This window comes from Wolbachia endosymbiont (group A) of Eristalinus aeneus, assembly GCF_964026915.1.
GTDB classification, from domain to species: domain Bacteria; phylum Pseudomonadota; class Alphaproteobacteria; order Rickettsiales; family Anaplasmataceae; genus Wolbachia; species Wolbachia pipientis.
In genome coordinates, this window is record NZ_OZ034712.1 from 942077 (window position 1) to 967590 (window position 25514).

General features: G+C 36.2%; 23 protein-coding genes and 2 tRNA genes. 7 read left to right on the top strand and 18 right to left on the bottom strand.

Annotation, left to right across the window (positions count from 1 at the left end; all coding sequences use genetic code 11):
* Positions 1 to 3: 3 nt before the first annotated feature.
* From rplB to carA, 9 genes are all read right to left on the bottom strand, one after another.
* Complete coding sequence (rplB, locus tag AAGD62_RS04780; RefSeq protein WP_155968324.1) at positions 4 to 828, bottom strand: 50S ribosomal protein L2; 825 nt, start codon at positions 826 to 828, stop codon at positions 4 to 6.
* A gap of 1 nt (position 829) precedes the next feature.
* Positions 830 to 1117 carry a 50S ribosomal protein L23 gene (locus AAGD62_RS04785; protein ID WP_015589144.1) on the bottom strand — a complete coding sequence of 96 codons (288 nt, stop codon included), beginning with the start codon at positions 1115 to 1117 and terminating at the stop codon, positions 830 to 832.
* Positions 1114 to 1728: a 50S ribosomal protein L4 gene (rplD, locus tag AAGD62_RS04790; protein WP_012673183.1), complete on the bottom strand. Its 615-nt coding sequence runs from the start codon at positions 1726 to 1728 to the stop codon at positions 1114 to 1116. Before rplD ends, AAGD62_RS04785 begins: the two co-directional genes overlap by 4 nt.
* A 2-nt stretch (positions 1729 to 1730) precedes the next feature.
* The gene (gene rplC / locus AAGD62_RS04795) at positions 1731 to 2453 is read right to left on the bottom strand and encodes a 50S ribosomal protein L3 (protein ID WP_006279218.1); all 723 of its coding nucleotides are present in this window, start codon (positions 2451 to 2453) and stop codon (positions 1731 to 1733) included.
* Positions 2454 to 2462: 9 nt separating this feature from the next.
* Complete coding sequence (gene rpsJ, locus AAGD62_RS04800; protein WP_012673184.1) at positions 2463 to 2783, bottom strand: 30S ribosomal protein S10; 321 nt, start codon at positions 2781 to 2783, stop codon at positions 2463 to 2465.
* A gap of 14 nt (positions 2784 to 2797) precedes the next feature.
* Positions 2798 to 3970, bottom strand: coding sequence for an elongation factor Tu (gene tuf / locus AAGD62_RS04805; RefSeq protein WP_341812695.1), 1173 nt, complete (start codon positions 3968 to 3970; stop codon positions 2798 to 2800).
* A 78-nt stretch (positions 3971 to 4048) separates the two neighbouring features.
* A tRNA-Gly gene (locus AAGD62_RS04810) sits at positions 4049 to 4119 on the bottom strand.
* Between the two features lie 4 nt (positions 4120 to 4123).
* Positions 4124 to 4206: transfer RNA gene (locus AAGD62_RS04815), tRNA-Tyr, on the bottom strand.
* 114 nt (positions 4207 to 4320) lie between these two features.
* Positions 4321 to 5520, bottom strand: coding sequence for a glutamine-hydrolyzing carbamoyl-phosphate synthase small subunit (gene carA / locus AAGD62_RS04820; protein WP_010962760.1), 1200 nt, complete (start codon positions 5518 to 5520; stop codon positions 4321 to 4323).
* Positions 5521 to 5725: 205 nt separating this feature from the next.
* Here carA and AAGD62_RS04825 point away from each other — a divergent pair, with 205 nt between their 5' ends.
* On the top strand, positions 5726 to 6220 hold the full coding sequence (locus AAGD62_RS04825; RefSeq protein WP_155968320.1) for a hypothetical protein: 495 nt from the start codon (positions 5726 to 5728) through the stop codon (positions 6218 to 6220).
* A gap of 420 nt (positions 6221 to 6640) precedes the next feature.
* On the opposite strand, the gene AAGD62_RS04830 is transcribed toward AAGD62_RS04825, so the two are convergent.
* Together AAGD62_RS04830 and glpX are read right to left on the bottom strand one after the other, a co-directional pair.
* A complete protein-coding gene (locus AAGD62_RS04830) occupies positions 6641 to 8008 on the bottom strand; it encodes a hypothetical protein (protein WP_155968318.1) in 1368 nt (455 codons plus the stop codon).
* 81 nt (positions 8009 to 8089) lie between these two features.
* Positions 8090 to 9016, bottom strand: coding sequence for a class II fructose-bisphosphatase (gene glpX, locus AAGD62_RS04835; protein ID WP_155969529.1), 927 nt, complete (start codon positions 9014 to 9016; stop codon positions 8090 to 8092).
* Positions 9017 to 9144: 128 nt separating this feature from the next.
* Here glpX and AAGD62_RS04840 point away from each other — a divergent pair, with 128 nt between their 5' ends.
* Positions 9145 to 10182 carry a hypothetical protein gene (locus AAGD62_RS04840; protein WP_155968316.1) on the top strand — a complete coding sequence of 346 codons (1038 nt, stop codon included), beginning with the start codon at positions 9145 to 9147 and terminating at the stop codon, positions 10180 to 10182.
* Between the two features lie 75 nt (positions 10183 to 10257).
* Here AAGD62_RS04840 and ppdK read toward each other — a convergent pair whose 3' ends face one another.
* The gene (gene ppdK, locus AAGD62_RS04845) at positions 10258 to 12984 is read right to left on the bottom strand and encodes a pyruvate, phosphate dikinase (RefSeq protein ID WP_196770132.1); all 2727 of its coding nucleotides are present in this window, start codon (positions 12982 to 12984) and stop codon (positions 10258 to 10260) included.
* A gap of 210 nt (positions 12985 to 13194) precedes the next feature.
* On the opposite strand from ppdK, the gene AAGD62_RS04850 reads away from it, so the two are divergent.
* The gene (locus AAGD62_RS04850) at positions 13195 to 14046 is read left to right on the top strand and encodes an Rpn family recombination-promoting nuclease/putative transposase (RefSeq protein WP_155968312.1); all 852 of its coding nucleotides are present in this window, start codon (positions 13195 to 13197) and stop codon (positions 14044 to 14046) included.
* 106 nt (positions 14047 to 14152) lie between these two features.
* On the opposite strand, the gene AAGD62_RS04855 is transcribed toward AAGD62_RS04850, so the two are convergent.
* Positions 14153 to 15508, bottom strand: a complete 1356-nt coding sequence (locus tag AAGD62_RS04855) for a phosphomannomutase/phosphoglucomutase (RefSeq protein WP_155968310.1) — start codon at positions 15506 to 15508, stop codon at positions 14153 to 14155.
* Between the two features lie 138 nt (positions 15509 to 15646).
* Between AAGD62_RS04855 and AAGD62_RS04860 the strand changes: the two genes are divergently transcribed.
* From AAGD62_RS04860 to AAGD62_RS04870, 3 genes are all read left to right on the top strand, one after another.
* The gene (locus AAGD62_RS04860; RefSeq protein WP_231115860.1) at positions 15647 to 17740 is read left to right on the top strand and encodes a hypothetical protein; all 2094 of its coding nucleotides are present in this window, start codon (positions 15647 to 15649) and stop codon (positions 17738 to 17740) included.
* 521 nt (positions 17741 to 18261) lie between these two features.
* Positions 18262 to 18513: a hypothetical protein gene (locus tag AAGD62_RS04865; protein ID WP_010081945.1), complete on the top strand. Its 252-nt coding sequence runs from the start codon at positions 18262 to 18264 to the stop codon at positions 18511 to 18513.
* Positions 18503 to 19018, top strand: a complete 516-nt coding sequence (locus AAGD62_RS04870) for a transposase (RefSeq protein ID WP_155968308.1) — start codon at positions 18503 to 18505, stop codon at positions 19016 to 19018. Before AAGD62_RS04865 ends, AAGD62_RS04870 begins: the two co-directional genes overlap by 11 nt.
* 352 nt (positions 19019 to 19370) lie before the next feature.
* Here the strand turns inward: AAGD62_RS04870 and tsaD are convergent, their stop codons facing one another.
* From tsaD to AAGD62_RS04885, 3 genes are all read right to left on the bottom strand, one after another.
* A complete protein-coding gene (tsaD, locus tag AAGD62_RS04875; RefSeq protein ID WP_155968306.1) occupies positions 19371 to 20378 on the bottom strand; it encodes a tRNA (adenosine(37)-N6)-threonylcarbamoyltransferase complex transferase subunit TsaD in 1008 nt (335 codons plus the stop codon).
* A 453-nt stretch (positions 20379 to 20831) separates the two neighbouring features.
* Positions 20832 to 21569 carry a hypothetical protein gene (locus AAGD62_RS04880; RefSeq protein ID WP_213863589.1) on the bottom strand — a complete coding sequence of 246 codons (738 nt, stop codon included), beginning with the start codon at positions 21567 to 21569 and terminating at the stop codon, positions 20832 to 20834.
* A 528-nt stretch (positions 21570 to 22097) separates the two neighbouring features.
* On the bottom strand, positions 22098 to 23234 hold the full coding sequence (locus AAGD62_RS04885; protein WP_155968302.1) for a cysteine desulfurase family protein: 1137 nt from the start codon (positions 23232 to 23234) through the stop codon (positions 22098 to 22100).
* A gap of 155 nt (positions 23235 to 23389) precedes the next feature.
* Between AAGD62_RS04885 and AAGD62_RS04890 the strand changes: the two genes are divergently transcribed.
* Entirely contained in the window at positions 23390 to 24088 is a 699-nt protein-coding gene (locus AAGD62_RS04890) for an alpha/beta hydrolase (protein WP_155968300.1), read from the top strand.
* Between the two features lie 238 nt (positions 24089 to 24326).
* On the opposite strand, the gene AAGD62_RS04900 is transcribed toward AAGD62_RS04890, so the two are convergent.
* Positions 24327 to 25001, bottom strand: a complete 675-nt coding sequence (locus AAGD62_RS04900) for an ABC transporter ATP-binding protein (RefSeq protein WP_155968298.1) — start codon at positions 24999 to 25001, stop codon at positions 24327 to 24329.
* Between the two features lie 39 nt (positions 25002 to 25040).
* Positions 25041 to 25502, bottom strand: a complete 462-nt coding sequence (locus tag AAGD62_RS04905) for a HesB/IscA family protein (protein WP_010081891.1) — start codon at positions 25500 to 25502, stop codon at positions 25041 to 25043.
* Between the last annotated feature and the right edge of the window lie 12 nt (positions 25503 to 25514).

Genomic DNA, 25514 nt, shown 5'->3' on the forward strand with positions numbered 1-25514 from the left:
AAACTAACCTTTCAATTGTTTTATATACTTATCACTAGATTTATTTCTCCTTCGAGTTTTCTTTCCTTTTGTTGCAACACCCCAAGGAGTAACAGGATGACGACCACCAGAGGTTTTTCCTTCCCCGCCTCCATGAGGATGGTCAACCGGATTCATTGCAACTCCACGTACAGTAGGTCTAATCCCAAGCCACCTACTTCTCCCAGCTTTACCCAACTTTCTATTCTTATGGTCAGGGTTAGATACTACACCAATAGTAGCCTTGCAAGAAGATAAAATCAACCTAATTTGACCAGACCTGAGTCGTAATAAAATATATTGGCCATCACGACCAACGATTTGTGCATAACAACCAGCAGCTCTAGCAATCGCAGCACCATTACCTGGCTTCAGCTCAACATTATGAACGAAAGAACCAACAGGTATATGCTTGAGTAGTAAACAATTCCCTGGCAAAATATCAGCATCATTCCCAGCTGTAACAACATCACCTGGCTTCATACCTTGAGGAGCTAATATATAAGACTTAATATCATCTTCCTTATATGATATTAACGCCAAAAACCCACTTCTATTTGGGTCATACTCTATTTTTTCAACTATACCTTGACCACTTCTATTACGCTTAAAATCTATCACTCTATACTTCTTTTTGTGACCACCACCCCTATGACGAGTTGTAATTCTACCATGATTATTTCTTCCACCACTGGACTTTTTACCGGATGTAAGAGACTTTTCTGGCTCATCTTTTGATAAACCAACTTTACTTACTAACACAGTCCCACGAGAAGACGGAGTAACAGGATTAAAAAATTTCATACCCATACTAAACGCTCATTATATCTAATTTTTGACCATCCATCAAAGAAAAATAAACTTTCTTTTTCTGTTTTTCACAACCAATCACACCCCTAAAACGCCTATATTTAGGCTTAATTCTAACAACATTTATAGAAGAAATTTTAACATCAAATAGAGACTCTATTGCCAACTTTATTTGACGCTTATTTACATTTACAAAAACATACAAAGAATATTTATTAAACTTCTCCCTCAAAAAAGAGGCCTTTTCTGTAATTATAGGAGATTTTATTATATTATTATATTTGATCATAACAATCTACCTTCAAGATGCTTTAAAGTATCCTTTGTCAACATCACGCATTCGTGATTCAATATATCAAAAACATTTAACCCAATAGGTTTGATTAAGTCTACATAGTGCAAGTTTTTAGCCGCACGCAACAAATCATCTCCATAATCACCAACTATCAAAAAGGAAGAAAATTTAAAATTTTTAATACATTTACACATTTCAGACGTTTTCTTCACATCAATATTTAAATTATCCAGAATAATTACTTGATTATTTAAATACTTTAGAGATAAAGCAATTTTTAAACCAAATTTGCGTACCTTCTTATTAAGAGAATAAGTATGACTCCTCACAACAGGGCCGAAAATAATCCCACCACCTCTAAATTGAGGAGATCGCAAGCTCCCTTGTCTTGCCCTACCGGTACGTTTTTGACCATAAGGTTTAGCTGTTGTACCAGAGACATCACTAATACCTTTTGTTTTATGAGTACCAGCTCTTCTCTTCGCTAATTGCCATCTCACTATATCATGCAAAATACTCAATTTTTGCTTAGCAGAAAATATCAAAGGATTAAGCTGAGCAGTACCTACATTATCATTAGATAGATTAACTAAATTACATTCCATAACTAACTCACCAAATTACTAGCATCATCATTTACATCTAACAGTAAACCTACCGGAAAAGGAACATCTTTATGTAAAGATTTTTTAACTGCATCTCTTACAAAAACATAGGAATTTTTAAACCCAGGAACATTATTACCCTTCACAGCAATTATACTATTTTCATGATCAATGGATAATATCTTCATATTTTGTGCAGTTATCCTGCTGTTACCTAAATGACCAGCCATTTTCTTTCCTTTGAATACTCTACCAGGATCCTGACATTGGCCAGTGGAACCTTGTGATCTGTGAGCAATAGAAACACCATGAGATGCCCTAAGCCCACTGAAATTATGCCGCTTCATCACACCAGCAAATCCTTTACCTATAGAATAACCCGTAATATCAAGATATTGACCAACCACAAAATGATTGATTCCCACTTTTTTACCACATTCTATTCCCGACAGGTCATTTAATCTACTTTCGTATAACTTACATTTATTATTTATACCCTTTTTCTTTAAATATTCCAACTGAGGTTTTGCTATATTTTTAAAATCTCCTGTGCCTAAAATGACTGAATTATAGCCACATTTATCTTGTCCTTTTATATCAATAATATAAGTTTCGCTGAGATGCAATAAAGTTACAGCCATGCGACTATTGTCAGAATACATAGCAGTATGACCAATATTCATCATTAGTAAACCAATTCTCCTCAGCGAATTTATTCTCTTCATTTCCTTCTCCTAAACCTTAACTTCCTTGACTTTTAAATCCACTTCTACGCCAGCAGAAAAAGATAAACCTGTAAGCATCTGCATCATAGTAGGAGTAAGATCATGTAAAACAATCAAACGCCTAGAAGTTCTCATTTCAAACTGTTCACGAGATTTTTTATCAACGTGAGGAGATCTATTAACAATAAATTTAGAATCTTTCCTTGGCAACGCAATCGGACCAGATAATTTTGCACTGGACCGCTTTAATTCATCAACAAATTTTCGAACACACTCCTCCAATAAAGAACAATCGAAAGCCTTAATGTTAATATATATATCTTGCTTCATCTTAGTTACTACACTCACTCCAAAATTTCAGAAACAACACCAGAACCAACAGTTCTACCGCCTTCTCTTATCGCAAAACGCAATCCCTTATCCATTGCTATCGGTACTTGCAATTCTACTTCTACACTCACATTATCTCCTGGCATTACCATCTCCTTCCCATCTAGCAATTTTATGCTCCCAGTTACATCCGTTGTCCTTAAATAAAACTGTGGCTGGTAATTCGCAAAAAATGGTGTATGCCTTCCTCCTTCCTCTTTCTTTAATATATAAACCTCCGCCTTAAACTTTCTATGCGGCGTTATCGTCCCCGGTTTTGCCAATACTTGCCCTCTCTCTACTTCTTCTCTTTTTGTTCCTCTTAACAATATTCCTACATTGAGTCCTGCACTTCCCTTATCCAGCAACTTCTTAAACATTTCTACACCTGTGCATATCGTCTTTTGCGTCGCTTTCAGACCTATTATCTCTATCTCTTCTCCCGTCTTTATCTCTCCCTTCTCTATTCTTCCTGTTACCACTGTTCCTCGCCCCGATATCGAAAATACATCTTCGATTGGCAATAAAAATGGTAAATCCACAGGCCTTGGTGGAATCGCTACATATTCATCTAACTTTTCCATCAATTTGTCTATTGATTTCTTTCCATATTCGCTGCTGTCATCCTCCAGCGCCTTGAGCGCTGAACCAACCACCACAGGCACTTCATCCCCTGGAAATCCGTATTTACTCAGTAATTCCCTCACTTCCATTTCTACTAAATCTATCATATCAGCATCAGCAACATCAGCTTTATTTATATACACCACGATATATCCAACACCTACCTGCTTCGCCAGCAATATATGCTCTCTCGTTTGTGGCATTGGCCCATCAACCCCCGACACTACCAATATCGCCGCATCCATCTGTGCTGCACCTACTATCATGTTCTTTACATAGTCAGCGTGTCCAGGACAATCAACGTGTGCATAATGCCTTTTTTCCGTCTGATACTCAACATGCGCTGTTGCTATCGTTATCCCCCTCTTCCTTTCTTCTGGCGCCTTATCTATCTGATCATACGCTACAAAATTTCCATAATGCTTTGTTATCGCTGCTGTTAACGTTGTCTTCCCATGATCCACATGTCCCATTGTTCCCACATTTACATGCGGCTTTCCAAATGCTTCCACTATTGCTGTCATAATTTAAACTTTTCTACCTAAAATACAAATACATCAATAAATAATATGTTGATTTTATAAAAATACAACAAAAAAAAGAGCGGATAGTGGGAATCGAACCCACGTCACTAGCTTGGAAGGCTAGAGCTCTACCATTGAGCTATACCCGCACAATGGAGGAGGTAGGATTCGAACCTACGTACGCTCACGCGGACAGATTTACAGTCTGTTACCTTTAACCACTCGGTCACTCCTCCGCAAAAATTTGTTAAGAGAATACTATTTTAGCATCTTAACTTAAGCTCTTATTGTATTTAATACTAAACGCCTAAAATTAAAAAATCAAGCAATAAAACCTACCCTGATTAAAATCATGCAGATTTCATTTTATACAACACAATATTGCCAATAAAACGCCTAAACAAATAATGCGAATCATGCGTACCTGGCGCTTCTTCTGGATGATATTGCACAGAAAAGACTAGGTAATCCTTCATCATTATTCCCTCTACACTATTATCAAATAGAGAAATGTGAGTAATTTCAACATTACTTGGAAGAGAAGCTGAATCAACAACAAAACCATGATTTTGGCTAGTGATCTCAACTTTTCCACTAATTACATCATAAACTGGATGGTTACTCCCTCGGTGACCTATATCCATCTTGATGGTCTTTGCCCCCAAAGTAATCGCAAGTAATTGATGGCCCATGCATATGCCAAAAATTGGTATTTTAGATTTTATAATAATGTCTATTTCTGAAACTACACTTTCTCCTATTTCTTGCGGATCACCAGGACCATTTGAAAGCACTATACCATCTGGATTCATACTCAACACTTTTTGAGCAAAACCTGTGCTTGGTCTGATTAATTCAACTGTACAACCAAGTTCTATTAAGCGTGAAACTATACTGATTTTTACGCCAAAATCAACGATTACAATCCTATATTTTGCATTAAGGTCAATAGCTCTATCTGATGTCATTCCAGTGCGTGACACTGGAATCCATATATTTTTTGCTGGATCCGAGTAGTCAGCTACTTGGATGACAAAGTGCTCCGCTAGTCTATTATTTTCAAAACTGTTATTTAAGCTAACCTTATTAGTTATTTCTATCCCATTTACAGGTTTGTATTCCTTCAATTTGTCTAATGCATGCGCCTTACTCGATGAGCATATCATTCCATTTTGAGATCCATGTTCTCTCAAATGTCTTGTTAAAGCTCTAGTATCAACTCCTGATATCCCAATCACGTTATTTTTCTCTAACCAATCATTTAAACTGATATATGAAGAAGGGTGGGACATAGAAGAAAGTTCACGCATAACCACACCACTTGCAAAAATTTTCTTTCCTTCATTATCTTTATGGTTTATTCCAATGTTACCAATATGAGGAAAAGTGAACGTTATAATTTGATCGGCAAAAGAAGGATCAGTTATAGTATGCTGATAACCGGTCATACCAGTGGTAAAACAAACCTCGCCTATGCACTTGCCTTTTTTACCTACTGATTTTCCCCAAAAGCACTTGCCATCTTGTAAAATTAAAACTGCGTCCTGCACTTCATTATCTATTTAACTGATTCAAAACAGTATACAAGAATTTCAAATAATACGTAACTCTTTCTAAAATTCCAAATTTAACCACGAAGCAGCAAAAAATAACATGAAAAACTTTTAATACAATCTTTCATATAAAATATATAGTTGACTACCTTCATATTTCGTATTAGATATAGGTAAATCATAAGTAAAGTGGAGGGTAATAATGAACATTGGTACAAATCAATCAAAAAAAATAAATGAGAAGTGGTTAGCTGGAGGAATTGGCGCGCTATTATTTGTAATGATGCTACCGTCGATTCTTCTTTTAGCAAAAATAGCTATAGGGCTAATTATGGTTTCAGTTGCAGCAATAGCGATAAAAGTTGCCTTAAAAACAATATCGAATGCTTTAGAGGATAAACAGGCAGATCAAAGCCAAGCGACGCAACAAACAACACAAAGTAAAATTATAAACCTGGCTATTGGATTAACATCTATATTCGTAGGAGGATTATCACTATTCATTATAGCACAAACTGGCTTAATTGCAGCATGTGCAGCTATAACTGCTTTAGCTCTACACGAATATGTTAAAAATCAAGAAATAGGAAAAGAGATAAATGATAAATTCGATAAGGTAGCTGACGATACAATCAATTTTATTGTTAGCAGTGTTGAAAAACTTATTCCAACAAAGCCGCCAGGCATAACAGCCTAAACTGTCTCCGTTCAGGGCATAAGTGTTACAAGTAGCATTATATAAAGCGATTAATGGCATCCTCCTGATAATAGAATAATTGTATCTGTTCAGGGGCATCGCAAATATTGAAGCAAAAGTGGTCAGTGCTTACTATACGAATATTGTGATTTGAATCCACTAGGGAGGATGTCATCCCAGTGCCCAGACACTGGGATCCAGGAATTTTGATTAGAGATTAAATTGGTGAGTATAAAAGTAGCTAATCCTACGTTAAAATACAACGTTTTTAATGGGACTGCGTAAAAGGGCTGGATTCCAGTGTCAAGCACTGGAATGACACCTTTGTGTTTGAGGCAAAACCTGCTATAACATTTCTTCGCAAACAAACGTTCGTACAGTTATGTATCAGCTACTTTCATGGCACCATTTGTTGTAAACTCACATTTCTCTATGATTATCTTTATTTGCCGCTTTCCCGAACGGATGCTCTACAGTTATTTCCTCATTAATAGAGCGAGGTGCACCGGAACCAGGTACAACGATATTCTCGTGCGATTGCATATCCTTCTTTTCCTCACATGGTGTTTGCTTAATGAAATGTGCTGCTAAAACTTCATGTAAAGCTTTACCTTTTATAAGCACAGCCTCGTTTTGCTTAGCTAACTCTAAAATTTTCTTTGGTTCAACATCTTTACCGTCAATAGTTGATTTTTTAATACTAACTTGACCTAAATTTATATTTAGAACAACAGTACAGTTAAGGTCTTTTCCAGATTCATCTTTTGCACCCCAACTAATTTCGATGTCACATATTGCAAATTTTGTAAAGGAGTAGTTCCTCTGTTGTTTCTCATTCTTCTCAATTGTTACTATTCTTTCACCATTGCTGTATATTTTTGCTCTTTTTACCTCGCTTTTCTCTTCTTCCATTCTTTTAGTTTTTTCAGTGAAAAGACGACTGGTTTCTAAACTTTGTTCAGGTTTAGTAATGTTGATATTAAGATGGTCATAATGATTAAGAAGACGGTTTGCATATGGAAATGGCACATAACACCCATCAAAGAAAGCAATTGCACTACCAGTTTTTAGAAATTCTTGTCCATCGCTCATTCCTTCACCAATTCGAATAAGATATCTACCCAACCTCTTTTTAAAATTTTCTTTTAACTCCTCCTGATCTTTAGAAGTAAGCTTCTTATCCAATATACCCATTATTTCTTTTCGCTTACTCAATACCACATAATTGAAAAGGAAAATATCATCCTCTCGATAATAATTTGCTATCTTGTCAAATGGATCTGCCGGCCAACCGTTATTATAATTTACGAAATCAGAAGAATCTTCACACTTATTATCCTTAAAATCAAAATTCAATCTTTCAAAATCTGATAATACTTTTTCTGCCCTATCTTCAAAAGACCGAAGTCCATCTTGAAGTTCTTTTCCATAACTCATTCCTTTGTCAATTTGAAGAACATATTGACCATATTTCTTTCTAAACTCCTCCTGTTCTTCGAGGAGAGGAAGATTCCTATCTAATATATCGATTATTTCTTTCCGCTTATTCAATATTACATAGTTAAAAAGGGCACTCTCCCCCTTCTTTTCATAATCGTCTGCTATTTTGTCAAAACACTTATTATCCTTAAACTCCAATTCCTCAAAATCTGAGAGCACACTTTGTACCTGAGTCTCATCGAATTGAAGATTTGCTTGAGGAGATAGAAGAGTCAACTTTTCTTCACTTTCCTTGGTACTCGAATTTTTGTACAAACCATTAAATAGATTTATAATACTAGAAAACATTTCACACCTCTATTGTTATAAGTAAACTTGATTATATCTTAATGCTAAATGTTGTAAAGCTAAAATTAGAAACTAAAAAAGCTAACATAAGTTCTGCATTGTTTGCAGCTTTATCAGCCTATTAGGCAGAATTATTAAAGAATTAGTTGAATAGGTATTATGATTCAATTTAACTCCATCCACAAGTTCTCCGCTTGTTACTCCAGTTGCAATGAACACTGATTCACCTCTTGCCATATCTTTTACGGCGTAGACTTTTTCTGGGTCATCAATATTTAAATTTTTTGCTCTTTCTCTTAACTGATCCGTATCAAGTACTAATCTTCCCTCCATCTGTCCGTCGATAGAGCTTAGCGCTGCAGCCGCAAGCACTCCCTCTGGTGCTCCTCCTATACCGATATACATATCATGATTGCCATTTACTAGTGAAACTATGGCCGCAACATCACCATCATCTATTAGTTTAATTTTTGCTCCTAATTTCCTGATTTTCTCTATTAATTCACTATGCCTTTCACGTTTAAGTACAGTTACCACGAGATCATTCACTTTGCACTTTTTTGCCTTGGCTAAATTGTCTAGATTCTTTTCAATGCTATTTTTTAGTGAGACTACACCCTCTGGAAGATTTTTTCCTACCGCTATTTTTTCCATATAAACATCAGGTGCATGTAAAAAATTACCTTTTTTCGTTGCAGCAAGAACAGACATTGCCCCTGGTTTGTAATGAGCACAAATCGTAGTGCCCTCAAGTGGGTCAACGGCAATGTCGATTTCAGGACCATTTCCAGTGCCAACCTTCTCGCCAATATATAGCATCGGCGCTTCATCTCTCTCACCTTCACCAATTACGATAGTACCATTTATTTCCATTGAATTTAATACTGTACGCATTGCATCAACTGCAACCTGATCAGCCTTTTTTTCATCGCCGAAGCCTGCTAGTTTATATGCAGCAAGTGCTGCAGCTTCGGTCACTTTAACTAATTTATAGGCTAAATCTTCCATCATTTGCTTTAAGAACTATATTCAATATGTATCATGATATATCATGCTGCTTGAAACTGCAATATGCCTTGACTGGTTTTGGGAAAGTTGCTATAATAAATTAGATAGTAATAGTGGTAAAATTTGACATGACTTATGAAAAGATAAAGGAAATTGTAACTAACAATCCTAATATAACTGCTGAGGAGTTTAGTGAGAAGCTCAAAGAAAATAGGATAAACATAAAAAAAACAAATAAATATCATTATACTTTACTTGGGCATATTGTTAATTCAAAGGGACCTAATATTACAGACAACACCAATGATCGTGCTATATTTCTACACATTATTAAATTACTCACAGAGTTGAAAACTGAAGGCAATACTGGTCAATTCAAACATGTAAAAGCTGGATTGAGCGAAGCTATAACGACTAAGCAAGCTGATGTTGTAAGAATACTCCTGGATAGTGGTAAGTTTAATGAAGAAGAAAAATTTAACGCTTTGCTCTGTGCTGTTACTCAAAAGTATGTCCAGGGAGTTAAATTATTGTTAGGTCATGTAAATGATGAAAACATGCAAAAGGCTTTAAAGGTGGCCATGGATAAAGAACAAACTACACAAGTTGAAGAAATTACTCAGATACTATTAAATTTTATTACACCAGAAACATCCAATGTAGAAGAAAATATAGTACCAGCACCTCCTATAGTAACAGAAGCAAATGCTAACCAACCTGTGTCAAGTAGTGTTAATGATCAGCCAGGTCATAGTAACGAAAATGAAACGCCTGTATTAACAATAGAAACAAATACCGGCAAAACTACTATATCAGATTGTGATAATAATAAAAATGTCTTCACAAATTCTCAATTTTCTATGCCAAATGAACAAGAAACTAAATATAAAGAGAGCAAAAAGGATTTTTACACCTCATTGACAAAAGATGTTGTTGGAGTTGTTATTACAGGATTATTCATTACTGCTGCTGTGATGGTTCCATTTGTAGCTGGTGCAGTAGTTTGCAGTGTCATAGCTGCTTTGATTGCAATATATACCGGGTTGCATGTAAAAAATTCTACATTACCAAGTTATAGGGAGATGAGAGAGAATGAAGTTGAACGTGTAACAGGATGTCATCCCAGTGCCCAGACACTGGGATCCAGAAGTCATAATAAAAACTAGATTCCAGCGTCACGCGCTGGAATGACACCCTCTGGTGGGCTCAAACCATATGAGTAGCCAACACTGCCACTATACTTACCTAGCAAATTTAGATCTAACACTAAACTGTGCTGCCACTAACTTTGCAATCGGTACTCTATAGGGTGAGCATGAAACATAATCTACCCCTGATTCGATGAGAAACTCTATAGATTTTGGATCTGCTCCATGCTCTCCACATATACCCAGTTTTATTTCTTTTCGGGTTTTTTTGCCTCTTTCAATGGCTATCTTGATTAACTCCCCTACCCCTTCGATGTCCAGCACTTCAAATGGATCATTGTCAAATATGTTGCTTTCCTTATAAGAATCGAGGAAATTAACTGAATCATCTCTTGAAAGTCCCATGGTTGTTTGCGTTAAATCATTAGTGCCAAAACTAAAAAACTCTGCATGTTTTGCTAACTTATCAGCAATCAGTGCTGCTCTTGGTAGTTCTATCATCGTTCCAATTGAGTACGCCTTGTCTGATGTCATTCCAGCGCGTGACGCTGGAATCTGCATCTGTGAGATGACAGAGGATTCTTTCTTTGCTAGCTCGCATATCAGAACAAACTCTTTCTCACTCATGATAAAAGGAATCATGATTTCAGGTTCCACTTCTATCTTCTTTTCTTTCTTTAATTCACTTGCAGCACTAAGTATTGCCCTAATCTGCATGCTATATATTTCAGGATGAGAAATAGCAAGTCTACAACCTCGATGGCCAAGCATTGGGTTCTTTTCTGATAACTGTGCTATTTTATTTTTTACTGACTCAACTGACTTACTAAGTGATTTGGCAATTTTTTCTATAGTAGACTGATCATTGGGTAAAAATTCATGCAAAGGTGGATCAAGCAACCGTATAGTGACTTCCTTGCCCTCCATAATAGAAAATATTTCTTTGAAATCAGACTTTTGCATTTCTTCTAGTTTAATGAGCGCATTTGCCCTTTCATTTTCATCGTCAGCTATTATCAATTTTTGAATGAATTCGATTCTATCACTAGCGAAAAACATATGTTCTGTGCGACATAAGCCTATACCTTCTGCACCGAATTCTTTTGCAATTTTTGCATCTTTTGGAGTATCAGCGTTCGCTCTCACTTTGATCGTTTTGATTTCATCTATCCAGTTGATTATCGTTTTGAATTCTTGCGATAATTCAGGCGAAATTGTAGGAAGAATGCCAAGCATAACCTCCCCTGTTCCTCCGTTGATGGTAATTGGTTCACCTTTATTTACTTTTGTATCCCCTACAGAAAAGAAAATTCCATCTTTATCGATATAAAGTCCACTTACACTGCAAATGCATGGCTTACCCATTCCACGGGTTACAACAGCAGCATGCGAGGTCATCCCTCCCCGTGCTGTTACTATGCCGCTTGCAGCATTCATTCCATTAATATCTTCAGGACTCGTTTCTGACCTTACTAAAATCACTTTTTTACCCTGCTCTGCAGCTTTTTCAGCATCACTTGCACTAAACACTACATATCCAGAAGCAACACCTGGAGAAGCAGGTAGCCCCTTCCCTATTACTTTTTGGTCACTCTCAACGTCAAGAACTGGATGCAATAAATTGTCAAAGGTTTTTGGATCAATTCTCAATATTCCTTCTTCTTTTGTAATCGTTCCTTCGTTTACCATATCAACTATTATGCGAATAGCAGCTTCAGCCGTGCGCTTGCCAGACCTAGTCTGCAAAATCCATAATTTACCGTCCTGTACAGTAAATTCGATATCCTGCATGTCTTTATAATGCCTTTCAAGTTTTTCACATACCACACATAATTCTCGGTAGACACTTGGCAGCAACTTCTCCATGGTGTTTTTTTGCTCTCCGTCAATTGGCATAGGAGTATAAACACCAGAAACCACATCCTCACCCTGAGCATTAATCAGAAATTCACCAAAGTATTTTTTTTCTCCAGTTGAAGGATTTCGTGTAAATATCACACCAGTTGCAGAATTATCATTTAAATTACCAAAAACCATTGCTTGCACGTTGACCGCTGTTCCAAGGTTTTCAGGAATATTATGTATTTTTCTATAGGAAACAGCCCTATCATTTTTCCAAGAAGCAAATACTGCATTCACTGAGCTGAGCAATTGCTTTTCAACGTTCTGCGGAAAATGTTTTCCTATTTTTTCATGTACTATCCTTTTGAAATTGTTAACAATTTCTTTTAAAACATCAACATCAAGATCAGCTAAGCTTTTTGCTCCACTCTTTTGCTGCTTATTATCAACAACATCTTGAAATAGGTGATGATCAAGCTGTAGTACAACATTGGAGTACATCATGATGAAACGGCAGTAGCTATCGTAAGCAAAACGTTCGCCACTTTTTTTTGCAAGCCCAACAACGGTTTCATCATTTAGACCAACATTTAAAATAGTATCAAGCATGCCCGGCATTGAACTAACACTACCAGAGCGTATTGAAACTAATAAGGGATTATTTAAATCCCCAAATTTACAACCGATGTCATTTTCGAGCATCGTCATGTAGTTTTTAATTCCACTACATATGTCATTCCAGTGCGTGACCACATTTTTTTCTGGATCCGAGTAGTCAGCTACTTGGATAACAGAAGATCTATTGTCTTGATAATAGACTTTGCAAGCAGAGGTGGAAATTGTGAAACCAGGTGGAACAGGAATGCCAACATTGCACATTTCTGCTAAATTTGCCCCCTTTCCTCCCAGCAGATTTTTCATTTCTGCATTGCCTTCGCATTTACCCTGGCTAAAGTAATGTATTAACTTTTCCCCCATCATTTTCTCCGGATTTTCAGTGATAAACACATTGTACATATAGCTCCAATAAACCTGTGAGAACTTGAAACCTTAGGATAATAAATTTTACAAAATTTGGCAACAACGTTCCTTCTGGCAACATCAGTAAAGTTAACAAAAAAGATGACAAATTATTGAATTATTATCAATAAGAATATATAATATAAAGATACATTTAAAAATTTTTTTATGGCTCTTTCTAAATTTCTCGACCCCAAGAATGATGTTGCGTTCCGGCGTATTTTTGGTACTGAAAAAAATAAAGACATCCTCATTCACTTTCTCAATGATATTTTGGGGTTCACTGGCAAAGATGAAATAAAAGAAATAGAATTCCTCAGCACTATTCAAGATGCTGAAATTGGCTCTAAAAAACAAAGTATCGTTGATGTTCTTTGCAGGGATGAAAATGGGGTGCAAGTAATAGTCGAAATGCAAGTTGCCAAAACTAAAGGCTTTGAAAAACGCGCTCAATATTACGCTGCTAAAGCTTATTCAAGGCAAGCTGATAAAGGTGATCAATATCAGGATCTTAAAGAAATCATTTTTATAGCTATTGCTGATTGTATTCTCTTTCCTAATAAATCTGAGTATAAGTCAGATCATGTAATGTTAGACAAAGATAGCTATGAACATGATTTAAAAGATTTTTATTTTACATTTATTGAGTTACCAAAATTTCCTAAAACTAAAGAAGACCAATTGGAGAGTATAGTTGAAAAATGGATCTATTATTTTAAATATGCAGATGAAACTAGCGAAGAAGAATTGGAAAAGATAATAGGTAGTGATGTAATAATTAAAAAGGCATATGAAGAACTAAATAGATTCAACTGGTCAGAGAAAGAATTTATTGCCTACGAACAGGAAATAAAACGTATTCGTGATGAACGGGCTGTTCTTGAACAAAAACTTGATGATGCTAAAAAGGAAGGAAAAATTGAAGTTGCAAAAACAATGCTAGCTAATAATGTTGATGTCACCACTATTGTTAAGTTTACTGGCCTCTCCATGAGTGAGATCAAAGAATTGCAGAATTAAGTGGACCCGCAAACGGTTACACGAAATAATGCTGCAGCCTGACCAGATGATAAGTACATTTAGCCTATTTATCTTTATACTTTCATGTCAATTTTATAAATCAAATTTATTTCTGTGAGTAGCTACAATTTAAAGACCTTGCTTCATCAATGTAATGGAACAAAACCTTTTTAGTAAGTTCAAAACCCTCTAAAGTCTCTCCTTCGCATCTTGCTGTAATGCAGTTTTGCGTATTTGATACCCTAAGAAGCCACCAACCTTTATTATCGGTTACCTTAACACCATCAAGATCTGAAAATACAATATTTTGCTGCTCCAGTGTTTTCTTTATTGACTCAATTATTTGAAACTTTTTCTCATCTTTCACTACAATCTTCACTTCATGAGTGATATATAACTTCGGTAAATCCTCAATCACCTGAGATAGGCTTTGGTTTTTCTTAAGCAAAATGTCAACTGCTTTAACAGCAGAATATAGCCCATCATCAAAACTTAGCTCAGAAAAGAAGAAGTGCCCGCTTAATTCACCAGCAAACTTTGCCTCTTCCTCTACCATCTTCTTCTTAACTAGTGAATGTCCAGTAGCACAGGTGATAACTTGCCCTCCTAACTTGCTAACAAAATCATGCACTTTCATACTCATTTTTACGTTAGCAATAACTTTGCTTTCTGGATATTCCTCCAACACTTCACGTGCAAAAATTATAAATAAATGGTCATTGGAAACAACGTTGCCTTTATTATCAATTAAGCGCACCCTATCGCTATCGCCATCTAGCGCAATGCCAAGATCACATCCATATTCCTTCACAATGTCAATTAATTGAGCAAGATTTTTTTCCTCTATGGGATCTGGATCATGCAGTGGAAATGCCCCATCTATAGAGTTATTGGTTACGATGTGCGTATGACCAGGCAAGATCTTTTCAATATACCTTATAATTCCACTTGCTGGACTATTTCCACAATCCCAGGCTATTTTTAATTTCTGTGTAGTATTATTCTTCACTGCACTTTTCAATATGCTAATGTACTCACTATATATATTTATGTTAATTAAGCTTCCAATTCTTGTGCTGTTTTTAATTGGACTGCTTATAATTTCCTTCATTTCTTGATCTGAGAAGACTTTTTTATTACTAAAAAATTTAAAGCCATTATATTCGCTGGGGTTATGAGAGGCAGTTATTATGATACCAAGATCCGCCTGTGTGATTTGTGTTGCAGCGTAAAGCATAGGTGAAGAGCATAGTCCAACGCGTATAACATTTGCACCGGATAAAGTTAAGCCCCTAATTAATTCTCTTTCTATACCTGGTGAATCTATTCTGCTGTCGTAGCCGACACAAACACTAACTACGGTTTGGCCAAACTTTCTACCTATCTCGTACCCATCATTAATCTGCAAGTCTTTGCCTATTATACCTCTAATATCGTATTTTCTTATAATGGTATTGTCCATACTGCACTGCTTAAGGAGTAACTACTATATAACATAATGGACAAGTGTTCAAATTTCTTCTTTATTTACCCACATAATTAGTTGATTTTTTAATTAAAATTGTTAGTATTATAGTATATTTTCTAAAAATGTAAAATTATGCCATGGGAGAACGAAAATGTATTTATAGCTGAAAGTCAAAGTTTAGATGTAGATGAACAGCAGAAAAAGGATATTTTAGATGTGATTGAATCTTGTAGCAGCTTTCAAGAGACTATAAAACAATTGGAGGAAAAAAATTTAATCTGGTATTTTATTGGCCCTTTACGCAAAGATGAGAACATTACAGGACAGATAAATTTAAAGTGGGAAAAGGAGTTCCAAAAATTTGAGCAATCAATAAATGAAACACATAGAGAATTTGAAGCATCTTTACCAAATCAAAATTTCTTAGCGTATTCAACAAAAGATGATGACTTCAAAATTAGATTTGAAAATGAAGAAAAACCAATAGAAATTAGCAATATTTTAAGAGCTAGCAGTGAAGGTAAGGTTTATAACATATCTTTAGGGAAAGATAGTCAAATAACTGCAACCAAAAAAGGCAGCGAAAGGCACTATGATTTTACTGGTTCAAGCTCATGTGAAATGACCATTAATTGGCAGGCTAAGGATTCTGAAGGTAACAGCATAGACTGTAGCATGACCGTAAAATTGGATTCTGGTGGTATACAGAGTGTTATTGGTGAGCCAAAATTTGGAGGAATAACGAGTTCAGAAGAAGTATTAAAGTTAGTTGGACAAAATAAAGAAGTTTTTATCAACGGAAAAACTCTGTATCAAGCTTTTACTGGCATATCCAAGAGTGTAGACGATCAGCAAGTACCAGCAGAGGAAATATTTACAAAAGATCTACATATATCACCACAGTCACCTACACCAAGCAGCAGTGGGTATTCCTCTCCTAGCACACCTTCTTCACGTAGAAGTTCTATATCCACCAGCAGTGAATTTAGTGATGAAGATGAAATATTTGAGGATGATATGTCTGGTGATGAAGAAGAGTATGAGCAAGAAGGATTAAAAGATGAAGTTGAGGAATTAGAGGAAGAAAAAGAAACATTTGCTAAATATTTTGCAGTGCAGGCAAAGCAGCTTGAGGATCTAAGATTAGAACGTGACTCCTTGAGAGATAAAGTCAATGAACAACAGCGAGCGATATTTGAAAGAGGTCAAAGAATAAAGGAACAAGAGGAAGAACTACAGGATAAAAATGATGTAATAAAGAACTTAAATGATCAGTTGAAAGATAAGGAAGGTGAAACAAATGAGGCAAATAAAGAATTACAGAGAAAATTGAAGCAAAGTGAAGCTAATTTAACTGTACTAAAGGAAAAGAATGCAAATTTGGAGAATGACCTGAAGAAAATAGTGGAAGGTTTAAAGGATGATCATAAAAAGCAGTTGGCAGAACAGTTAATGGAAACAAAAAAGGAAAACAATACATTGGCTGAAACGGCGAGCCAATTGTCTAAAGAATTAAATGAATTACAGAGAGAAAAGGAAGATTTAGAGAGGGAAATTCGACAACTTGAACCTGGAAGATCACTTGCAGATGAGCTAAGCGAAGAAAATACGAAGAGGGAAATAGAAAAACTTCAATATCAACTTAAGGAAAAGGAAGGGATGTTAACGTGTACACAGGAAGAGCTGGCATCTGTCAAAGAGAGTCTAGAGCAACTGCAGAACATATTACAGCAGGAAAAAGGTCAGGCAGCTACATCAACTCAAACTGAAGTTGAATATGAAAGTAGAGGAACAAGCATGCAGCAGCAAGACCAAGGTATACAAGCTGTAAACAACAACTCAAGCAGAACAGCTAGTGGGTTAAGACAAGAAAACAAAAAATTGACTAGAGACAAACTAACTATATCTGAACAATTAAAACAAAAAATAAGAGAGATTGACGAGTTAAAGAAAAATTTAAAGCAACTGCAAGAAGAAAATAAACAACTAAAACAAGAAGTTACCAAAAATGCAGGAGTTGATGCATCATCTTCAACAGGTCAAAAAGAAGCTAAAGAAGCAGAAGTTATACCGCAAAACATTATGGATTGGCCTGTTCCAATTCCAGATGATAAACCGGAAGAGCAGAAAACTCCATTAGAGCCAATCAAGGTAAATACAGAATTATCAGATCCAAAATCAATCCCTGCTGAGGGTCCGGAAAAATCTCCTCCTCTTTCAAAATGATGAGTTTTGCTTCTATAGCTGACCCAAGCAACACGTCATCCCGCGATTTATTCGCGTTATCTCAGCCGCTAACACGTAGCGGGATACTTAACCGTCATACCGTGATTTATTCACAGTATCTCTTAGCCACTAACAAGCAGCGGGATGACAGCAATCCTACGTCATGCCGCCGCGGTACCTCTAGATCCCGCTAACTAGTAGCGGAATGACGAATTTTTGTTTTTCAAATTATAGCTAAACATACTGTAATTGCTATTGAATGATGGAGAGACATACTCCATTATTTTAGCACGAAGTAACAAATTCAATGAATTGGTTCTTCAAAAATAATTTAAACTTTTACAGTAGGTCATGAAATATTATAGCGATCTCATTAAAAGAAACTTTTATAAGTATCGTTGATGAGAAAGGAAAAGTTGTTAAGGAAGAAGTTGTTGCAAGCGAAAGTAAGGCAATAGCAGATTAGCCAAGGCAAAAAATACGAACCCATAGGAATAGAAAGTGGATAGTTGTCAATATCAATGTGCAAAGAGTTAAGGAGTTTTGGATTACCAGTAATTTGTGTAGATGCAAGGCATATGGCAGCAGCGTTGTCTGCAAGAATCAATAAGAATGATAAAAACGATGCGAGGGGTATAGCGCAGATGATGAGAAGTGTTAGTAAAATCAGTTGTCAAATTAAAATAGCGCTTGGAAGCAGAAGACAGCTAATGTGTAGCAAACAGCAGGTTATTGGAACAATAAGAGGGTTGTTGAAGATACATGGTCGATAAAGGATCAAAATTTGAAACTTTCGCTTTAAGAATACAAGAGGCAATAAATAATTTGGATGAAATCAGTAGGAGTTCAATTGAAGCGTTAGTTTGTAGTTTGGAAGCAATAGAAAAGTCATTAAGAAAGCTTGACAAAATGCTTTCAGAACAAGGTGAAAAAGACGATGATTGTAAATTGTTAACTGCTGTTCCAGGAGTGGGGATTATAGTAGCAATGACGTATAAAGCTGCAATTGATAACCCACATAGGTTTGAGAAATCTGATACAGTTGGAGCATATATAGGGTTGACACCAAGGCAATATTCTTCTGGAGAAGTTGATCGGCATGGCAGCATATCAAAGATGGGACCAGCGGAATGTAGAAGTATGTTATATGAAGCTGCACAAACAATGCTTACAGTTACCAAGAGGACATTTAAATTAAAAAACTGGGGTTGCGAAGAAAAAAGGAATGAAAAAAGCAATTGTAGCAGTAGCAAGAAAATTAGCTGTAATTATGCATAGGATGTTGGTTGATAAAACAGAATTTTATTATCAATAAACATCAAAAGAGCATAGGACAATAATTTTATTGAAAATAAAGATAGCAATGCCGATGGAAGGGACAAGCAAGAACTTAGTTAGACTTCGTGGTAAATATGTTGCCGTCCACTTCCGCCTAACAAGTATAATGCGGCTTGACAAATTTATTGTCATCTCAGACCGCGGAGAGAACCATATGCTACTTTTAACTTATGTAAAATTACCAAGGATTATGGAGAAGATATGCTGTTTTGATTTGTGTGAAAATTATTGTTGACTTATGTGCAATTAGAGAACCTAAGTCACTTTAGCTATAATTCAGAATTGAGAGCTTTTAATAACTCTCTAACTCCCACTTAGGTCTTGGTGCAAAATTGAGAGAATCTATATAGCTTTTCTGTAACATTTCAATTCCTGCCCATCCAACCATTATTGCATTATCTGTACATAGGTTGTTGGGAGGAAAAAATATGTTTAAGTTTATGTGTTGTTTTAATTTTTCTCTCAAGAAATTATTTGCTGCAACTCCGCCGGTAATCACAAAGTCATTGATTTTGATATTTAAAGATTCGGCCATAATAATCGCATTACTAACCCTGTCCAGCAGTATGTCACTAATACACTCTTGAAACGAAGCACATACATCACACACATCTTGCTCGCTCATTTTAAGTTCTTGTACTAAGTTTTTTACTGCTGTTTTAATCCCAGAAAACGAAAAGTTACATCCAGAACGTTTTATCATTGCCCTTGGCAGTTTGAATCTTGTGCCATTGCCTTTTTTAGCCAACTTTTCAATTAATGGGCCTCCTGGGTAGCTTAAACCCAGCATCTTAGCAACTTTATCAAATGCTTCTCCTAGTGAATCATCGAGCGTTTCTCCAAGTTTAATGTATTTACCTACATCCTGTGCAATTAAAAATTGACAGTGACCACCTGATATTAGTAGGACTAAAAATGGAAATTTTACCTCATGCAGTAACCTAATAACCAATGCATGCGCTTCTAAGTGATTCACTGCAATGAACGGTTTTTGTGCTACATGCGCAATTGCTTTAGCCATCATTGTACCAACTATTAATCCACCTATGAGTCCTGGTCCTGATGTTGCTGCAATTGCATTGAGGTCACAAAAGTTAAGGTTAGATTTTTCCACGGCGCTTTTTATTAGACCACTTAAATGCTTCATATGAGCACGTGAAGCTATTTCAGGGATCACCCCACCACGTTTTTTGTGTTCTGCTTGGGAGAGAATTTCGTGAGCAAGGACTTGCTTGTCACTATTTACAATCGCTACTGCAGTTTCGTCGCAGCTTGTTTCAACAGCTAAAATGGTTTTCATGTATATTCGAGCACTTTATTATCAAAACTATATCTTGAAACGCTGTAGAAGTTAACTGCAAAGTTAACTTCTACAGCTAAAAGATTTACCGACAACCGTCATCCCGCTGCTTGTTAGCGGGATCTATACCGCGAATGAATCCACAACTGTACGAACGTTGTGATTTGAGAGCAATTTCCACTAGGAAGGTGTCATTCCAGTGCCTCTATGATGTTATCCCAGTGCTTGACACTGGGATCCAGCTTTTTCATAATCATCAAAATGTTGTATTTTTACATAAAATGGCTATTTTTATGCTTACCAACTTAATAAAATTCCTGGATCCCAGTGTCTGGGCACTGGGATGACACCCCACTGGTAGGAATTGCTCCCAAACTACAACGTTCGTACAGTTGTGGAATGAATCGCGGTATGACGATTCGCGGCGGTATGACGTCTGGCCTGCACTATAAGCTAATCATCATCTCCAAATATAGAGCTAATTTTTTTGCCCCCAGGAGAAAATTTATTAGTCCAACTGCTTTGCACTTTGGTTACGTCTTTAGTGGCAGTTTTATTGCTGTATTCCTTGATTTCCTTATCTATTCTCTCCATCATTTGTGAATCAAGGTAGCTCTTTTTCCATTGGCCAGTAGCAAGGAACACTTTGTTTAAGTCTTGAGTGCGGATTAAGTATTCTTTATCTTTAGGGTAAACCTCCTGCGCCCAAGCAAATAGCTCAAAATAGCGTGCAAATAATTCAGATGCACGTGATTTTGCAGTTTGATAAGCCTGTATCTCCTTAAATATAACTTGGCCGATAATTTTCTGCACAAGAATATTTGCTTGCTTTAGGTTCTGCTCAATATCTTGATAAACTTTATGGAGAAATTCCTGTTCTAAACTTAAGTTCAGTTCATTTTCAACCATATGTGAAAGTTCATGCACTATAATATATGGGTTTGACCTTCTTAGCACAATAACATATCTATTTACACCGGAAGACCTGATTGTCTTACACACTCCCTCTTCCATATCCACTAATCCCTCTTGGTATATTTCAAATGAGAGCCTGTTTTGCTTTATTAGTGATAAAGTGAGGTTTAATGTGTTCCTGAACTTCTCAAATTGATAGAGATATTCGACATACCGTATTGCATTTTCACTGCTTCCTACTTGAGTTGCTTGTTTTATTAAATTCCTGATTAGCATACCTTATTATTAAAGGAATTTTTTTTATACTCAAGAATTGATTGGCTACAAAGTGTTTTTAGGAAGCCTGATTGCATAGCTAAAGTAATTCATGTTTACTGATAACCGTCATACCGCTGCTTGTCAGCGGGATCTATGGTGAGATACCGCGAATGAATCCATAGCTGTACGAACATTCATTTTTGAAGGTAAATTGCACAGCAAATGGTGTCATTCCAGTGCTCTTTTTTTGTCATCCCAGTCTGGGATCTATTTTGCATATAACTCCAATTGTGTTTTGGCATAAAACGCGACACGTATTAGACTTATTTGCAAGCAAAGCTTGCTAGATCCAAGTAGTCAGGGCACTGGAATGACACCATAGGGGCACTGCCGTCATAAAGGAACCAGTGTCAGCTACTTGGATGACAGCTAGCCTAACAACCGTCATCCCGCTGCTTGTTAGCGGGATCTAGAGATACCGCGGGGTTGTAAAGTAATTTTTTACATCTAATGCTCGGCCAGTGCCTGCATGATACCACGTATTATCTATACCAAGGTGTTCTGCTTGTAGATATTATACCAACAATCCACTATTTTTTTTATGTCTTGTGGTTTAGTTTCTGGACCTATACTGATTCTAATTGAACACTCTGCTTGCTCTTTTGTTGCCCCCATTGCAAGCAAAACATGGGAAGGCTCAACTTTTCCAGAAGAACATGCGGAGCCATTACTAACTGCAATATGATTCAAGTCAAAATGCATAAGCTGCACATCACTCTTTACTCCTGGCATATAAATAAAACTTGTGTTTGGCAGCCTCTTAGAGTTTTTACCGAAGATTCTTATGTCACTGGCAAGATTTAATAATTCACACTCTAATTGATCACGTAGCTCCTTTACTTCATCCATTTTTGATAGAAGGTCTGGAATATTTTGCAGTGCAGCAGAAAGGCCTGCAATCGCAACAATATTTTCCGTACCACCACGAAATCCCTTCTCTTGTCCACCACCTATTATAATAGGTTCTATCGCAAGTTCTTTATTGAATATTAAAACTCCACTGCCTGCTACACCGCCAAATTTATGGGCGGATAAAGTGAGTAAATCCACTCCTAGATCTTCCATATTAACTTTAATTTTCCCAACACTTTGAGCAGTGTCAGTGTGGCAAATTGCTCCAAACTTGTGTACTATTTTAGCTATTTCCTCAATAGGTTGAATAACTCCGGTTTCGTTATTTGCCATCATAACTGAAACTATTGCTTTGTTTCCTTTAAGTTCGCTTAGAATTTTTTCTAGCTCTAAAAAGTCAACAATGCCCTCCTGATTAACAGGTATTATATATGGATTACATGCAGAATTAAGAATTGAAGGATGCTCTATAGCTGAAATTATATGCAGGTAGCCTGCTATTCCTCTCATAACAAGGTTATTCGCTTCAGTTGCACCAGACGTAAAAACTATTTCTTTATCACTTGAGACGCCAATAGCACCACGTACGTTATCTCTTGCATCCTGAAGAATCTTCCTCGCTTCTTGTCCTCTTTTATGTAGTGATGATGGATTGAGCGTTTGTTTTAACAAGACCTCAAATATACTTTTTTTTACATTTTCACTAATTGGAGCAGTTGCATTGTAATCAGCATATACGCAACCACTATTTTCTAAAGAGAATGGACTCATCTGTCACTTAAATAAGTTTACCATCAACTATAGCCATAACTATGTACGTTAGCTTTAACACGATAAAAAATTTATTGCAAAAACAGCGAAATTAATACATAATTAATAACTCACGTCATTAATACCTGTCAAGCGGGTTCTTATTAGGGGTTACCATGGTTGAAGTTTTTTTGAATAATCCAACAAGAAAGATAGAAGGTGAATACCACCAAAGCAAAGATGCCAACGCGCCGGTTGTGCTGGTTTTACATCATCATCCTCAATATGGTGGTAATATGGATAGTAAAATTGTACATAGTACATATACGTCTTTTATCGATAACAATTTTTCTGCATTGAAGATTAACTTTCGTGGTGTGGGAAAATCTACCGGAACTTTTGATAAGGGTATAGGAGAATTAACTGACGCTGCGGTAGCCATTGATTGGCTTCAGGAACATAATCCTAGCAATGTTCCAATTTGGATCGCTGGTTTTTCTTTTGGAGCATGGGTGGCTATGCAGCTAACAATGCGCCGCCCTGAGATAGTGGGTTTTATTGCTCTTTCTCTTCCGGTAACTAAGTACGATTTTTCTTTTCTTTCTCCCTGTCCAGTTTCTGGGCTTATAATACAAAGCAGTAATGATACAATCTCAGAAGAAAGCGATGTAACAGAATTAGCAAAAAGGTTGATAAATTCAGTAAGAAGTGATCACATGAAATACCATATAATAGATGATACTAATCACTTTCTAAAGGATAAAGAAGAGGAAGTGACTCAAATCGTGGACAATTATATAAAACTGCGCTTGAATAGTGCAACTATTTCTTTTCAAAAGGTCAAAAAAGAGGTAAGGGTAAAAGAATATGCCTAATCTTTACAAACAAGAGAAATGAGTGTAGTAATATAAATGAAAAGGTTTTGTTATGTTTAAAAAGCTATTATTTTTTGTTTTAGCTGTGTTTATGTTATCGGGGTGTTCCCTAAGTAAACAGCGTAAGTTAAAAAGTCCGTGTATAAAAAGCAATGAAAGCATTTCATGCGAGTTGTACTCTGTTAATGATCATTGGTTAGATAAGTATAAGGCATAGAAATTGTGCTATTTTTCCTATTCACAACTTCACTAATGATCGATCTCTCAATTGGAAAATGCAGTCTGCCTTTTCTGCAAGGAGATGATTGTGTGTTACTATAAGCATAGAGCTGTTATTTTCCTTTACGTATGAATGTAGCAGTAAAAACACGTTAAAAGAATTTGTTGGATCTAAGTTTCCTGTTGGCTCATCTGCAAGTAAAAGCTTTGGAGAATTTACAATGCTTCTTGCAATTGCAACTCTCTGCCTTTCCCCACCCGAAACTTCAGATACCATGCTACTTGCTTTGTTTTCCAGACCAAATTTTTCCAACATTGCTTGCGAATTTTTTTTTGCTTCAGCTTTGCTTTTTCCTGCAATGAGTTGAGGAAGCATAATATTTTCCAACACCGATAACTCTTGTAACAAATAGTGAAATTGATAAACAAAACTAAGAAAATTTCTTCTTACATGAGTTTTATGCTTATTACTGGCTTGTGCGCAATTTATTCCATCTATCGTAACTATACCTGAAGTTGGCTTGTCCAACAAGCCTGCGATTTGCAATATAGTTGTTTTCCCTGCACCTGAATCGCCAATCAGCGCTACTACTTGCCCTCTTGTGACACTTAAGTTGATATCCTTTACAACAGCAGAATTGTTCTTGAAGCTTTTATCTACGGAAGTTAGTTCTAGTGCTACATTACCACCCATGTTTAAAAGATCCAGAAGGCATCTAAGTTTTAGTAATAATTAAACCGAAAAACTGTTACCACAACCACATTGAGACTTAGCAAAGGCATTCTTTATTTGAAAACCAGAACCACTGAGATCCTCAGTATAATCTATAACTGAGTTATTTAAAAATTTTGCTGAACAATTATCAACCATTAATACAGGGTTTCCATTTTCATCATTAATTACTATATCTTTACCTTTTTCGCTAAAACTGGAGTGGCTTCTATAGTCCTCACTTTCTTCATAGTCATCATCTTCGTCTTCGTCATCAAACTCATCATCGTAATCATCGTCTTCATCATCCAAAGATAGATTTTTATTCATTTGATCCATAAGAAAATTGTATTTGAAGCCAGAACATCCACCACCTGAAACTGCAACCCGTAAAATGGAACTCTTATCCCCTTCCTGCTCTGCAAGAGAGTGGATTTTTTTTAGTGCATTATCAGTTAAGTTGATGTTGTAATTTGTTGACATAGTAACCACCGT

Excerpts from the sequence above, each read along its gene's own strand:
- rplD (WP_012673183.1), bottom strand. The coding sequence starts at position 1,728 with ATGGAATGTAATTTAGTTAATCTATCTAATGATAATGTAGGTACTGCT.
- AAGD62_RS04850 (WP_155968312.1), top strand. The coding sequence starts at position 13,195 with ATGGCTCTTTCTAAATTTCTCGACCCCAAGAATGATGTTGCGTTCCGG.
- tuf (WP_341812695.1), bottom strand. The coding sequence starts at position 3,970 with ATGACAGCAATAGTGGAAGCATTTGGAAAGCCGCATGTAAATGTGGGA.
- AAGD62_RS04885 (WP_155968302.1), bottom strand. The coding sequence starts at position 23,234 with ATGAGTCCATTCTCTTTAGAAAATAGTGGTTGCGTATATGCTGATTAC.
- rplB (WP_155968324.1), bottom strand. The coding sequence starts at position 828 with ATGGGTATGAAATTTTTTAATCCTGTTACTCCGTCTTCTCGTGGGACT.
- AAGD62_RS04880 (WP_213863589.1), bottom strand. The coding sequence starts at position 21,569 with ATGCTAATCAGGAATTTAATAAAACAAGCAACTCAAGTAGGAAGCAGT.
- AAGD62_RS04865 (WP_010081945.1), top strand. The coding sequence starts at position 18,262 with ATGTGCAAAGAGTTAAGGAGTTTTGGATTACCAGTAATTTGTGTAGAT.
- AAGD62_RS04900 (WP_155968298.1), bottom strand. The coding sequence starts at position 25,001 with ATGGGTGGTAATGTAGCACTAGAACTAACTTCCGTAGATAAAAGCTTC.
- AAGD62_RS04890 (WP_155968300.1), top strand. The coding sequence starts at position 23,390 with ATGGTTGAAGTTTTTTTGAATAATCCAACAAGAAAGATAGAAGGTGAA.
- AAGD62_RS04840 (WP_155968316.1), top strand. The coding sequence starts at position 9,145 with ATGACTTATGAAAAGATAAAGGAAATTGTAACTAACAATCCTAATATA.
- glpX (WP_155969529.1), bottom strand. The coding sequence starts at position 9,016 with ATGGAAGATTTAGCCTATAAATTAGTTAAAGTGACCGAAGCTGCAGCA.
- rplC (WP_006279218.1), bottom strand. The coding sequence starts at position 2,453 with ATGAAGAGAATAAATTCGCTGAGGAGAATTGGTTTACTAATGATGAAT.
- tsaD (WP_155968306.1), bottom strand. The coding sequence starts at position 20,378 with ATGAAAACCATTTTAGCTGTTGAAACAAGCTGCGACGAAACTGCAGTA.
- AAGD62_RS04785 (WP_015589144.1), bottom strand. The coding sequence starts at position 1,117 with ATGATCAAATATAATAATATAATAAAATCTCCTATAATTACAGAAAAG.
- AAGD62_RS04870 (WP_155968308.1), top strand. The coding sequence starts at position 18,503 with ATGGTCGATAAAGGATCAAAATTTGAAACTTTCGCTTTAAGAATACAA.
- AAGD62_RS04905 (WP_010081891.1), bottom strand. The coding sequence starts at position 25,502 with ATGTCAACAAATTACAACATCAACTTAACTGATAATGCACTAAAAAAA.
- AAGD62_RS04860 (WP_231115860.1), top strand. The coding sequence starts at position 15,647 with ATGCCATGGGAGAACGAAAATGTATTTATAGCTGAAAGTCAAAGTTTA.
- ppdK (WP_196770132.1), bottom strand. The coding sequence starts at position 12,984 with ATGGGGGAAAAGTTAATACATTACTTTAGCCAGGGTAAATGCGAAGGC.
- AAGD62_RS04830 (WP_155968318.1), bottom strand. The coding sequence starts at position 8,008 with ATGTTTTCTAGTATTATAAATCTATTTAATGGTTTGTACAAAAATTCG.
- rpsJ (WP_012673184.1), bottom strand. The coding sequence starts at position 2,783 with ATGAAGCAAGATATATATATTAACATTAAGGCTTTCGATTGTTCTTTA.
- AAGD62_RS04825 (WP_155968320.1), top strand. The coding sequence starts at position 5,726 with ATGAACATTGGTACAAATCAATCAAAAAAAATAAATGAGAAGTGGTTA.
- AAGD62_RS04855 (WP_155968310.1), bottom strand. The coding sequence starts at position 15,508 with ATGGACAATACCATTATAAGAAAATACGATATTAGAGGTATAATAGGC.